Genomic DNA, 12,735 nt, shown 5'->3' with positions numbered 1-12,735 from the left:
GCGATGAATCCCGACCATGAAACTCATTTATATTGCCAATCTGTCTCATTATATCGCCTAATTCTAAGGACAACTTTCACCTTTCGCGTAGATTTCGTACTGCGCACGAAGGTTTTTTTGGATGGTTGCCTGATAAATCCCAGGGAGATCTGATTCTACTGCATCTCACAAATCATTGATGGATGCATTCTCCAAAAACCAGACAAATGCGGCCCAGTATTTGGCATCCGTTTTAAACGCGAACTTGGTCATGTAAACGACTCGCTTCTGTACCCATTTTTGATTATGTCAGATTAACATGTTTTGGTCCCTTCAAAAAAGGGGTTTGAAGGGACCAAAACATGGCTTATCTGATCTGTGGCAATCTGGATATCAGCCTACCTACTTGAAATGACAATGGGACCCTCTAATTCCTCTCGGATGATCGTTACTCTAGAAAGATTTTCGTCTTTGGCCCAAATTAGACTTTCTCCGGATAAGCTATCAAGCATCTTAGTTACATATTCAGGCGGATCGTCGAGCAGCAACTGGGCATCTATGTCGAGATAGTCTCTTGCTCTTAGGAATGCATACGCACGGGTTGGAAGATCACCTTGGGCGTAGCCCTGGCAGCAAAAAAGACAATGCAACGGATTGATGTTTTTTGCCACACTTTTGAGCGTGTCGTCTTTCGAGGACTTCAGTTTTTTCACGCTGCTGATGGATAAAATGCTGGCACCAAATAGTCTCGAATTTCGCTTTATCGTCACACATGGCCAATTGATCTTGCCGGCTTCCGTACTGCGCCAATAGGAATACAGGCAGTAAAGAGGGATGGCTTTATGTTTCTTTGCATCGGCTACCAATTGATCAATTTGGTAAGTACCATCTTTTCTCTTGTAGTGTAATTGGGCATATCGCTTTCCGTTGATCGAAATGACTTTCGCCTGCACGCGAAGACCAATCCATTTTTTCGTTGGCCCTGTGAACCAAAGCTCCCAATCTGCACCCGTGATCTTTTCCTTTGGGCGGGTAAATGAGTCGATAAAGTACGCCCCCTTCGAGGCCTTCTTCAACTCAAGAACAAAGAAATCCGTAATGGACTCTTCACCAATCTTTGAGTTATACCGACGTGCATTTCGGAGTGTGGACCAAATCCAAGAGGCTTTCTTCTGGGAGATTTTGCAAAGCGTCATTATTGGATACCGATATAACGTAGAGCTAACTGGCGCTGCGCGGCTTTATCGCGCAGCGCCCAGCGACCGAAGTTGAGCGCCATGTTAGATTTACAACCCAATTTCGCGCTCGATGATTTTTTTCTTTTTCTCATACAGCCCCTCTAAAAACTTGTCGTACTCTAAACTGTTGTGTGGGCCAAATATATCCCCCAAAGTTCGCATGTCCCCGAAAAATCGGCCTTTCCTTGACTTGTTCCTTGGCTGATTTATATCTAGAACTTTTAGTTGATCCAAGTGTTTGTAAAGTTCGAAGCTCTTTTGGGTCGAGTATCCAGTTTCCAGGCGCTTGTTAATTAGCTCCTGTAAGTCTTCATAGTTGGCCTCCTCCGTGTTAGTGCCCTTTCTGATATAAACGGCATTTCGTCTTATTCCATCCCCTTCCTTCTTCGGTAGCAGAGGAACAATTTTTGGGTTGTATTCAACTAGCATAACCTGAAATGACTTTCCTCGTATCTTTTCATATTCAGATTCGGTGTAAGTGAAATCGAGGATTTCCAGAGCGATCTCGCTAGGAAGGTAGGAGGCAATCTTTTTACTTATGTCTGATTTGTCCTCCAATTTCTCAAGTCCTATAGCTTCGACGGCGTTATCCTCGGATTGCTTTACGCCGACAACAATTGCTCCCCCACCGCTATTTGCCATAGCCAATATGTGCTTTGCCAGCTTCACTGGCTCAGGCCATGTCTCCTTGAAATCTAGGTAGTCTGTCTCGCCAATGTTGCCTTTGAGCAAATCTCTAAGAGCGCTCCGTGTTGGGCTTTCAAAGAATTTGGCAAATGCTTCGTGCTGTTTTTTTGTGAGTGCCATGATGAAAAATCTAACGTAAATTCGACGGCACTGTCGGTGCCATGTAACAAGGAGATATGCCATATATCATGCGATGATTTTCCTGTCGGTTGTAGATGAGACAGAATGCATCCTTCTGTCTGATGGGCGCTGATCCCCGCTGGGCGGATGGCCCTGTTTTGCGGGGTTCTCCGCCTGCCGGTTGAGGGCTATTTTGAGACATTACGATCATACCAGCATTTCTTTACGGATAACCCTTCGTAGCACTCGTTCTAGTGCCCCATCCTGCGCGGTCATCTGTTCCCGTAAGGCGGCGTTGATCGCGGTCTGATAATTGCCGCCATGTTCTTGCGCCTGCTTTCTGTACCAGTCCAACACGTCGTTATCCAAGCGGATGGTCACGCGGGTCTTTCCCTGCTCTACGGCGACGGCACCCCGCCGGGCCTGGCTGAAATCATACTCTGCTTTCATGGGTTCGCACCTCCTGCATATGCTTTGCGTTCTCCTGGGCTGGCTTTACGGGCGGATATGAGGCGTATTTCATCTCCACCGCGCTCGGTGTACACCACGATCAGTACTCGATCCAAGAAGTCCCGCCCCATCGTCACCAGACGCTGCTCACCTTCGGCATCCACATCCTCCGTGGTCAGGGCGCAGTCATCAAAAAAGACCCCGACGGCATCGGCAAAGTCCACGCGATGATCGCGCAGGTTGGTTTGCCGCTTTTTGTCGTTCCAGGTGAATCTCATGCCTCATGATTGCACAAGTGTACACCAAAGAAAAGCCGTTGTGTGCGTCCACCACCTTTGGCACTCGGGTTGGTGTCCGTCAAACGATCCTTAGTCGGCCATGCCGGACAATTTCCGGGAACGTGCTTGCATAACAGATTGTTGGACATGGAGATAGGCGGACGGAATGATGGAGCAGTAACCTCCGCGCCCTGCGCCTGTCCGGCATCCTGGCTTCCCTGGAGGCCCGCAACCGGCAAGCTGTCGATGGCCAACTGGCCTATACCGAGTTCCTCGCCATGCTCCTGCAGGATGAAGTGGCCCGCCGGGACCAACGGAAATTCGACACCCTCCTGCGTCAGGCCCACTTCCGGAATCACAAAACCCTGGAAGACTTCGCCTTTGACCGGTTACCGAACCTGAACCGCTCTCTGGTGCATGATCTGGCTACGGGTCGCTACCTGCAGGAGCAGGCACCTGTCCTGATCGTCGGGCCCTGTGGCACCGGCAAGAGCCATCTCGCCCAGGCGCTGGGGCATTGTGCCATTCGCCAGGGGATGGACGTGCTCTTTATCACCCAAGGTGATCTGGTGGGCTCCCTGCATGCAGCGCGGGCCACCGGTGGCTTTGACCGGCGCTTCCGCCAACTCGCCAAAGTGACGCTACTGATCATCGACGACTTCGGCCTCAAACCCATGCGCCCGCCCCATGATGAGGACTTCCACGATCTCATCGCCGAACGCTATGAGCGAGTCTCCACCATGCTGACCAGCAATCTCGACTTCGCCGAGTGGGGGGACGTCTTCCCGGCCAACCGCATGCTCGGAGTGGCCACCCTGGATCGGCTACGCCACGGCGCCTATCGACTGATCCTGGAAGGCGATAGTTTTCGCGCCCCACGACCGCTCCCGGAATCCCCGAAAAACACCATTGCGAAAGGAGCCAAAAACACCCATTCTTAACACCGTTCGAGACCCCATTTCAGGCACTTTGAAATGGCGCCATTACGCCGCACATCGGTGGCGCCATATTGCCGGTCAGTGACAACATATGGATATCTCAGGTCATACCGGCGATGCGCCCGCCATGGCGGTGCTTATCATGCCGCTATTACCCGCTACGGCTTCCGGCATTGCCTTCACCTGTGACCCGATCGATGGCCGTGATGATCGCTTGATTATCCATGCGCAATGGGGGCTGGGTGAGTCTCTGGTGAGCGGGCAAGCCGCCGGGGATGAATACCTATTCGCCGAAGACCCATTAGACGACCATTTATGGCCGCTTGCCCGGAAGCTGGGCAGAAAAAGCCAAAAAACAGTCCCGTTGGCAACGGGTGGCACGGAAACCCGTGCCACAGGTTCCGACGAAGCCGCAGCTTTTGTGTTAACACCCTCACAGGCCATGGTGCTTGCCAACCTGTTACGGGATGCTGCCCTAGCCCTCGATTTCACCATGCCGTGCTACGATTTGGAATGGGTTTGGGATGGCCAGAGTTTCTGGTTGACGCAGGCACGACCGGTGACCGCACGTGCGCGTCTTACCTACCCGATCCTGCAGGAACAGCCGACCTATTGGTCTCGGGGTAATACTTGCGAGGTGGTACCCGACCCCCTTTCGCCGGTGGACTGGAGCAATTCCCGCAAGCTGGTCAACGCCCTGCTTGAGCAGGGTTATGCGATGGCCGGCTACCCGCTGTTAGAAGGGGTTCAGCGCGCAGGATTATTCCATGGTCGGTTGTATCTTGAGCTATCTCTTATTCAATGGGAGGCATACGACGCATTAGGGGTATCGCCAAAGGCCATGAATACCCTGGTTGGCGGCCATCAGCCCGAAATCGAGTTGGCGCCCCCGTTACTCAGTGACCGATTATCCAGACTGGCCCGCATCCTACGTTACCTGACGCTGGCTCCAGGTCGCCGTCGGCGGGCCGATAAGGCCGTTGGCGACGCCATACTCCAAGCGAAACGTTGGCGGCAGCAAGCGCTTCCACAAGATGGCAATGGTCTGAAGGATGTGTTGATCCGCTGGTTGCGAACGGTGCGCGGGGCATCGGATATTTTTTTTCTGCAAGGGTCCAGCGGCGGCAGTCTGACTTTCCTGGTGCAGCAACTGGAGAAACACTTTCCTGGGGAGGGGTATGCCCTTGCCACCGCTCTGCTGGCTGGCGGGGTGCCGAGTGTCACCGCCCAACAGGGCTACGAACTCATGGCGCTCGCACGGCTTGCCCGGACCGACCCCCAAGTTGGGCCGTTCCCCGAGTCTGCTGCGGCCAGCGACGACTGGTTCGCTACCATACCGCCATATAATGAATTCCGTCGGGCTTTTACCGAATTTATCGAACGTTATGGCCATCGTGGTTTGTACGAAACTTACCTGCGTAACCCCCGCTGGCGGGAGGAGCCCGGCTATCTTTTGGCATCTTTAGATCAGTTGGCCAGCATCGATGAATCGGCCCTTCGGGAAAGACAGCGATCCGCTGAATCCAAAGCCATGCGGCGCATTGTTGCAACCGTTCCGTTCTGGTGGCGACCTATTATTGCGGCGCTGACCCGTGCAGCCCGCAAAGAGTGCAACCAGCGGGAATCTGCCCGCAGCGCGGTAATTGCCTATCTGGAGCCGATTCGGCAAGTGCTGCTTGCCGCTGGGGCGCATTTGGTTGCGGTGGATGGTCTGGATAGGCCTGACGATATTCTTCAGTTGACCATGCCCGAAATATTCCAGGCGTTAGCAGGCAAGATACCATCTGCCGGTCTCCGTGCGCGTGTTCTTGCACGTACCGAGATGTTCCAGTCTTGGCTACGGGAAACGCCGCCCGAGGTGATCGTCGAGGATAAACACCATCAGATTCAGCATGGACAGGGTCCGGAATCTATGGGGACAGAACGCAAGGGAGAACACTTCCAAGGGGTGCCTACCGGTACTGGAAGCATCAGGGGCAAAGCACGTTTGCTCCGTCATCCTAATGAGGGACACAAACTGCTTCCCGGTGAAATTCTAGTGGCCCCATCCACGGACCCCGGGTGGACACCGCTATTCCTCAAAGCTGGCGGACTGGTAGTGGAAACAGGCGGATATCTGTCTCATGGTGCCATTGTCGCGCGAGAGTTTGGTATCCCTGCGGTAATGAATCTCCCAGGAGTCTTTCTAAAGCTTAATGACGGGGACTTGTTGGAAGTGGATGGCCAGAAGGGCACCGTAATTTGCCTAGAACGTGAAGACACACATTAAAAATGTCACATATAGTTCTTGGCAGGGGACAGTGACGGCATCGCATATGAATCTTACAGGTCAATAAGGGGCTGAAATGGGAATAGAAGGCATCCTCGAAAAAGGTTTTGTTACCACCAGTATTGATACAGTAGTCAACTGGAGCCGCACCGGCTCGCTCTGGCCCATGACTTTTGGGCTCGCCTGTTGCGCAGTCGAAATGATGCATGCCGGTGCTGCGCGTTATGACCTGGATCGTTTCGGCTTGCTTTTTCGCCCCAGTCCGCGCCAGTCTGATCTGATGATTGTGGCCGGGACCTTGGTCAACAAAATGGCTCCGGCTTTGCGTAAGGTCTACGATCAGATGCCGGAACCGCGCTGGGTCGTTTCCATGGGATCCTGTGCCAATGGCGGTGGTTATTACCACTATTCTTACAGCGTAGTGCGTGGCTGTGACCGCATCGTTCCCGTTGATATTTACGTGCCGGGCTGTCCGCCGACGGCGGAAGCGTTGATTTTTGGCCTGATACAGCTACAGAAAAAAATCCGTCGCACTAATACGATAGCCAGGTGATCTATGGCCGACGTACTCGACAATTTGCGCACGCATCCGGGCGCAAGAGCTCGGGGGACACTGAGCAGCGCCCATCCGGAGCGTGGTGAGTTTACGCGGCGCACAAAACAAGTCTTTATAGGTAAGCATAAACTATGCGATATTATGATACATAATGCCTTATTATTATCAGTAAATGTAGATAATAAAAACCACTAAACCCCCACACATTTTGTATTAATATGGAGCTTAATATGGTAATACGGAAAGCAAATAGGATGGACACAAAAAAGATATGGGATGTTCGCATTGCGGCAATCCGCGCACAGTGCAATGGATTCTATGAGAGAGAAGTTATAGAAGCATGGACGGATGACCTTAAGGGCGATATTTCAGATCAGTTTATGGCCTGGGTTGAATCTTCATTCTATGTGGCTATGGATGATGTTGCGATAGTTGGCAGCGGTGCCATAAATATAGAGTCTGGACAAATCGATGGTGTATTTATCCATCCCGATTACATGGGCCATGGAATTGGGCGAAGAATGATGGCACATCTTGAGGGGTTAGTACTTTCGACGGGACTCACCGAGATCTTTCTTGATTCCACGCTTAATGCAGCCCCATTCTACCGAAAGTGCGGATTCAATGGGGAAGCCGTTAGCACCTATCCGTCGCCTAGAGGCTTTGCCATCGATTGCGTACGCATGACCAAGAGCATTGGTCGCAACCAATGTTAGGTGAGAAAAAAGTACGTGGCCGATAGTGAAAATAAAATTTCGGTTCATATTGGTAGCACATTTACTGGTTAAAATAATAATTAAGCCAATGCGCTCTTAAGACCACGTATCAGGACGATTCCGGTCCTGATTTTTATGGGATGGTGGGAGTGTTCGATAGCGTTATTTCATGCTGTCTCCATAACGACCCGGCGAAAAAAACTAGTGAAGCAATCATGCTTATACTATTAGTTGACAAGCCTCCGATGATCGCATATTCGTGGCCTATGGATGAACGTGGTTTTCCGACGGCATTACCAGAATTTCAGCGTGTCTTTCCAGATGAAGCGGCCTGCGCCTCGTACCTAGAGTCCCTGCGCTGGCCAAAAGGCTTTATTTGAGCCCGTGACCTGCCCGGAACCCAATACCGAAACGATCGAGAAAGTGGCATCGAATCAGCTTATTAGCTGCCGTTGTCAACCAATAGTATAAGCATGGAAGCGATTGATTTCGAAGACAGAATAACGCTGCCATTCTGACGTTCCACTGACCACTCATCATGGTGTCGGCATGGACAAATCAGTGGCACCCTCATCCATTATTCGATAACCCATCGCCCGGTAACCGCGCTGACGTTTATCCCACATCCGCAATAGTGCCGGGTGCCCGGTATCAATGAAGTCAAGAATGCGCACATGGGTCTTGGTGGCATGCTCCCGGTGCAGCCGGCCGGCGTACTGCTGCAACGTGCCTTTCCACGACACCGGCATTGCCAGGGCCAGCGTATCCAGTGGCGGATGGTCGAATCCTTCCCCGACCAACTTGCCGGTGGCGAGCAGTACACGAGGGGCATGCGGTGGCAGCGCGCCAAGCTCCGCGATGACCAAAGCACGCTCCTTTTTGGGCATCCGACCGTGCAGAACGAATAGTGGCGACACTTTCCCGCCCAAAGCCGCACGAATGGCGTCGAGATGTTCACTGCGCTCAGTTAGCACAAGCACTTTGCGGCCTTGGACGATAGCGTTTTTGATCGCAGTCGCAATGGCACCCGTCCGGGCCTGGTCATTGGCAAGGTGCCGGAACACCTCCTGAATCCCGGCTTCGGGCAGCAGGTCGATGCGCGAATGAAAAAATCGTGGTATCACCGCGAGATCATGTGGGGCACTGGCTGGTTTCGCGGCCGTATATCGAATCGGTCCGCACTGCATGAAGATGATGGGCTGCTGACCATCACGGCGAATCGGCGTGGCGGTCAGGCCGAGCACATATTTCGCTTTGACCCGCTTCAGGATGGCGTCAAAAGACGCCGCGCCGACGTGGTGACATTCATCCACAACGATGTGACCGTAGTTCTCGACGATGGGATTTACCTCACCATGGCGTGACAGCGACTGCATGACGGCAATGTCGATCTGGCCGGTGGACTTGGCTTTACCACCACCAATTGTGCCAACCACGCCCTTGCTCACGCCGAGGAACGACTGCAGCCGCTCCTGCCACTGCTTGAGCAATTCGGTGCGATGTACCAGCACCAGGGTGTTTACGCCATGCCGGGCGATCATTGCGGCCGCCACGACGGTTTTGCCGAAGGCGGTGGGCGCACACAATACGCCCGCGTCGTGGCTCAGCATCGCGGTGATAGCCGCCTCTTGATCAAGGCGCAATGTGCCAACGAAATGTACGTCGATGGGTTCACCGGGAACCCGCTTGTCACGCAGTTCGCAGCGGATGCCGTTGTCGCGTAGCAATTCCTGCGCGGCGTCGAGGCAGCCGCGCGGCAGGGCGATGTGCTGCGGATAGTTTTCTGCACAGCCGATGACGCGCGGTTTGTCCCACACCGACATCCGCATCGCCTGCGCCTTGTAGAACTCTGGATTCTGGAACGCGGCAAGGCGAATCAAGCGGTTGGCCAGTGGCGGGGGCAATTGGGCTTTCTCGAAGTAGAGGAGATTGCCCAATGTTAACCTGAGCGTCTTTGGCATTGCCCCGGATAACTTCGTTATTGCTGGCGTTGAACGCGTCCACGGCGTCGCCAGGTCTTCTTCATCAATAAAGGTGACGTCCAACGGATGGGTCCCATCCGTGGCGCGTAGGATGGTGGGCTCGATATCCTGCGGCGCCATCGGCTGGATGGATGCCAGGAAAGCCCATTGATCAGGGTACGGACGCAGGTCGGTATCGACGAATACGCTACAGCCCGTCTCGCGCGGCTTTTTCTGCAGCGGCAGGGCGATCAGGTTACCAAAACCACCCTTGGGCATCGTGTCCTGATTGGGAAACAGTCGGTCATAGGAATTCAGCTTCAGTTGCCGAGTGCGCGCACAGGTATGGCTGATGATGGCCGTACCCAGGCGACGTGCGTCTCGTGCGGCCACCTTGTGGGCAAAAAATACCCAGACATGTGCGCCCTGCCCGGAACGCGAAATCTCCAGGGCCGCTGGGACGCTGAGTGCTTCGCAAGAATGCACGAAAGCGCGGGCATCGTCCTGCCACTCGGCCTCATCGAAATCGACGGCGAGAAAGGTGCACGTGTCATCTTCCAGCAAGGAATAGACGCCGACCGTATGCTTGCCGAGCAAATGACCGTAGATGACCGAATCGGACAGCGGAGACAGCCGCCGATTACCACATTCCCCGCACTTGATGCGCGGCTTGTCGCACACTCCGGGGCGCCACTCATTGGCGCAGGCCGGCGCGTATCCCGACTTACCCGTACTCTTGCTCTCCCAGCGGACGGGATAGACATCTGTTCGCCCACGAAATAGCCGACGAAACAGCGCCACCTTTGCCTCGGCTGAAAAATGGGAGGGGGCTGACTCCGGCACGGGCGGCGTTGGCTCAGGCGGTAGACGCCACGCGATACCATGCGATTCCAGCAACGCGACCAGGCGGGCGTTTTCCTCCCCTAACGCCGCGAACGAATCCTGTTCGCCTATCGTACTGGCTGGAGCGTCAAGGTGAGGATTTTGTGGCGTCGAGGATTTCATGGGCGATGCCTATGATCCGTATTTACCGGTATAGGTCCCCCAAAACTTGTATTTTCTCTGGTGTTCCTGATAAAGGCGTTGCTTATAGGCCGTGTGATCTTCCCAATCGCCCCAGCGAGAAACGCGCGCTGCTAAAAGATCCAGTTTCTGTAAATAGTGGACGCCATGGTGGTAGGTTTTGGGTTTGCCGCGGTGAAGGATGGATTCCACCAGAGCACGGTAAATCACGCAGGCGGCAAGGTTACGATCCGCTGCCAAAAGTTCCTCAGCGAGATCCTGCAACCCCCAGTAGTGATCACCGTTGATCGCTGTGACGTGGGTGAGCACATACTGCTCCGCGTCGTCCAGGCTCCCAACCTGCAGCAAAAATTGCGCATTGTCGAGAATGAACTGGGGACTTGCCAATAGCTTGGCCGTCTCTTCGGCGATAACATTCCCCCGCTCTGATTCCCCGAGAAGGGCGATCAGCACATCCAGGGTGTTGGTATTGCGGTGTCTTCGAAAAACCCGCCAAGCCACAGGAATCGCAAGATTTCCGCATCCTTGACGTGGATAGATCGTGAGAAGCAGTTCATCCCGCTGAACGGATTCCCTACACTCATCTGGAGGGACCCGCTCCAGCCACGAACGGGCATTGTCGAGATCATCGCATTTGAAGTACACCCGGCCGATGTCCAGACACGCGGCGGGAGAAGGGTCCCCCCAGGCGGCGATGCGGGTTTTTTCAAACAAAGGGGCGTCACCCAACTGGCGCGCCAGGGATTCCACCCCGCGCAGGTGATCGCGGCGACGGTATTCGTCAACTGCTGTGTCCGCCTGGGCCTGATACCGCGCGATCAGCTTCCGCAGTTGATCAGCGGGCAAGAACTGGCTGGCCGTCTGGAGCAACTCACCCCGTACGCCGTAGTCATCTTCTTTGAGAATTTTCGCGGTTAAATCCGCCATAGCCTCCTTATGAGAACAATCGCGGGCATATTCGACGAAGAGTTGCGTGGCATCCTCGCGGAAAACGTCACCAAGGGAGCCATTCGAATCGTCGCATCGCTCGATGAGCACCTTGTCCAAAGCAAAAAATTCGCCCACCAGAGCAGCGCCACTACAGGGATCAGGTGCCCCTTGCCGCAGAAGGTCCAGTACCGCGCCCACCTCGTGGGCGAAAGCCGAAGCTTCAGACCAAGGGATGAAGCCGTCAAAGTCCTTCATCTGCTTGAGCTTACTCCGGTATTTTTGCAACGCCTCGGTGGGGGTGGCAATCAGGCATTCCACCCACTCGCTGACCGAAGGGTTCTCCGCAGCCATGAGCACAAGGGACCTCGCCAAGTGTTCTGCGCCTAGCCCAATGAGCCGGGTCTCCTTGTCCTCGGGCGTTATCCTGAGGTCTGCATCGGTCATGGGGGAAAACACGGTCACAAGACCACCGTGGAACTTGGCATGCTCAAGTTGTATTCAGCCGATGACATGATCAGGAGCCCCGCGTCGGAGAATGGCTTTTGAGCCAGTAGATTGGATTGGCGTCTCCGCTCATCCCAACATATGCGTCTCACTATCGAACTTATTGTAGTAACATGAAAAACGGGGGTCAATGGCGGCGGCGGACTTTTTGCGCCGACATGGCCTCCTTTGCAAAGGGGAAAATGGGGGGTTGGTATAATAGCAGGTCTTTTTACCCCAGGACTGGCTGCTGTTCCGCTATTGCCGCAATCAATGCGAAAAAAAGCGATGTTGCCATGCGTTCGCAATTGGTATCGCGACTGCTGCGGCAGGGTAGTCAGAATCCCACCGCCTCAAGTTTGGCCAGAAAGCCTATCAGAATAGGTGACGTTTCCGTATTTTTTAGCGGTCCTCCTTGAACCCTGGGAGCCCGTATCTCATGTGTCGCTTTTGCAAGGTTTTTGAACTCATGCATCCGCGGAGCGGCTTTTCCCTGCCAGGCCAATCCTGGCATTGGCAACATCAAGATTCTGCTCGATTACGAACTGACCGATCATGGCTTTTAGATCAGCGCTCACAGCATAGGCAGCGTCCCTGGCGATGTCGTCAGGGACATTGGCCGCCCTGAAGGCGCGATATAAAGCGAGCGGGCTTTTCATGACATGAACTCTTGTGTATGGAAAAATGTGTAAACAACTATAGTTAATCAATATAATCATAAAGATAATATGAGGTAGCGTAGCAAATATCGGCATAATTGTAAACATCCGGGGCGCGCTCAAGAATGAAGTAAAAAAGCCTGTGAAGTGATGAGGACCAGATACGCGGATAGTCCATTGGGGCCAGGACACTAAGCCCATCAACAGGCCGGATACATGTTTGCAGTCGAACCAAACCTACATCTACGGCATCTTGCAAAACCGGGGACGTTCATACATGCAACACCTATGGTCCAATGGGGCCGGAGGTGGAAGATGGGCGAAAGGTACCATCAGTTGAGTGTGGATGAGCGGAATCATCTGCAGAGAGGACTGAATGCTGGGCAGAGCTTGAGAGCCTTGTCCAGGATCATGAATCGTAGTCCCGGCACTCTGAGTAGGGAGTGCC

General features: G+C 53.8%; 11 protein-coding genes and 1 pseudogene. 5 read left to right on the top strand and 7 right to left on the bottom strand.

From position 1 onward, the window contains the following. Positions 1-377: 377 nt before the first annotated feature. From AFE_RS11105 to AFE_RS11090, 4 genes are all read right to left on the bottom strand, one after another. Positions 378-1,175, bottom strand: a complete 798-nt coding sequence (locus tag AFE_RS11105) for a DUF6615 family protein (RefSeq protein WP_009567396.1) — start codon at positions 1,173-1,175, stop codon at positions 378-380. Between the two features lie 90 nt (positions 1,176-1,265). Beyond that, positions 1,266-2,024, bottom strand: a complete 759-nt coding sequence (locus AFE_RS11100) for an AlbA family DNA-binding domain-containing protein (RefSeq protein WP_012537181.1) — start codon at positions 2,022-2,024, stop codon at positions 1,266-1,268. 207 nt (positions 2,025-2,231) lie between these two features. Next, positions 2,232-2,474 (bottom strand): BrnA antitoxin family protein, encoded by a 243-nt coding sequence (locus AFE_RS11095; RefSeq protein ID WP_009567395.1) that lies wholly within the window; start codon positions 2,472-2,474, stop codon positions 2,232-2,234. Beyond that, entirely contained in the window at positions 2,471-2,752 is a 282-nt protein-coding gene (locus tag AFE_RS11090; RefSeq protein WP_012537180.1) for a BrnT family toxin, read from the bottom strand. Before AFE_RS11090 ends, AFE_RS11095 begins: the two co-directional genes overlap by 4 nt. 191 nt (positions 2,753-2,943) lie before the next feature. Between AFE_RS11090 and istB the strand changes: the two genes are divergently transcribed. From istB to AFE_RS11070, 4 genes are all read left to right on the top strand, one after another. Beyond that, positions 2,944-3,693, top strand: coding sequence for an IS21-like element helper ATPase IstB (gene istB / locus AFE_RS11085; RefSeq protein ID WP_049756721.1), 750 nt, complete (start codon positions 2,944-2,946; stop codon positions 3,691-3,693). 88 nt (positions 3,694-3,781) lie between these two features. After that, positions 3,782-5,959, top strand: a complete 2,178-nt coding sequence (locus AFE_RS11080) for a PEP/pyruvate-binding domain-containing protein (RefSeq protein WP_012537178.1) — start codon at positions 3,782-3,784, stop codon at positions 5,957-5,959. A 76-nt stretch (positions 5,960-6,035) separates the two neighbouring features. Then, positions 6,036-6,512 (top strand): NuoB/complex I 20 kDa subunit family protein, encoded by a 477-nt coding sequence (locus AFE_RS11075; RefSeq protein WP_009561179.1) that lies wholly within the window; start codon positions 6,036-6,038, stop codon positions 6,510-6,512. A 257-nt stretch (positions 6,513-6,769) separates the two neighbouring features. Further along, positions 6,770-7,231 (top strand): GNAT family N-acetyltransferase, encoded by a 462-nt coding sequence (locus AFE_RS11070; RefSeq protein ID WP_196491152.1) that lies wholly within the window; start codon positions 6,770-6,772, stop codon positions 7,229-7,231. 536 nt (positions 7,232-7,767) lie between these two features. On the opposite strand, the gene AFE_RS11065 is transcribed toward AFE_RS11070, so the two are convergent. The 3 genes from AFE_RS11065 to AFE_RS16185 form a co-directional block, all read right to left on the bottom strand. Next, on the bottom strand, positions 7,768-10,197 hold the full coding sequence (locus tag AFE_RS11065) for a TOTE conflict system archaeo-eukaryotic primase domain-containing protein (protein ID WP_012537175.1): 2,430 nt from the start codon (positions 10,195-10,197) through the stop codon (positions 7,768-7,770). A 9-nt stretch (positions 10,198-10,206) separates the two neighbouring features. After that, positions 10,207-11,607, bottom strand: coding sequence for a DUF6880 family protein (locus AFE_RS11060; protein ID WP_012537174.1), 1,401 nt, complete (start codon positions 11,605-11,607; stop codon positions 10,207-10,209). A 488-nt stretch (positions 11,608-12,095) separates the two neighbouring features. After that, the gene (locus AFE_RS16185) at positions 12,096-12,287 is read right to left on the bottom strand and encodes a hypothetical protein (protein ID WP_012537173.1); all 192 of its coding nucleotides are present in this window, start codon (positions 12,285-12,287) and stop codon (positions 12,096-12,098) included. Positions 12,288-12,503: 216 nt separating this feature from the next. Here AFE_RS16185 and AFE_RS17110 point away from each other — a divergent pair. Further along, positions 12,504-12,731, top strand: a pseudogene (locus AFE_RS17110) (helix-turn-helix domain-containing protein); the annotation flags it as partial. Positions 12,732-12,735: the final 4 nt, after the last annotated feature.

Origin of the sequence: Acidithiobacillus ferrooxidans ATCC 23270, assembly GCF_000021485.1 — a bacterium.
Lineage (GTDB): Bacteria > Pseudomonadota > Gammaproteobacteria > Acidithiobacillales > Acidithiobacillaceae > Acidithiobacillus > Acidithiobacillus ferrooxidans.
Note: the sequence above shows the minus strand (reverse complement) of the source record. Positions and strands in the feature narration are given on the sequence as shown.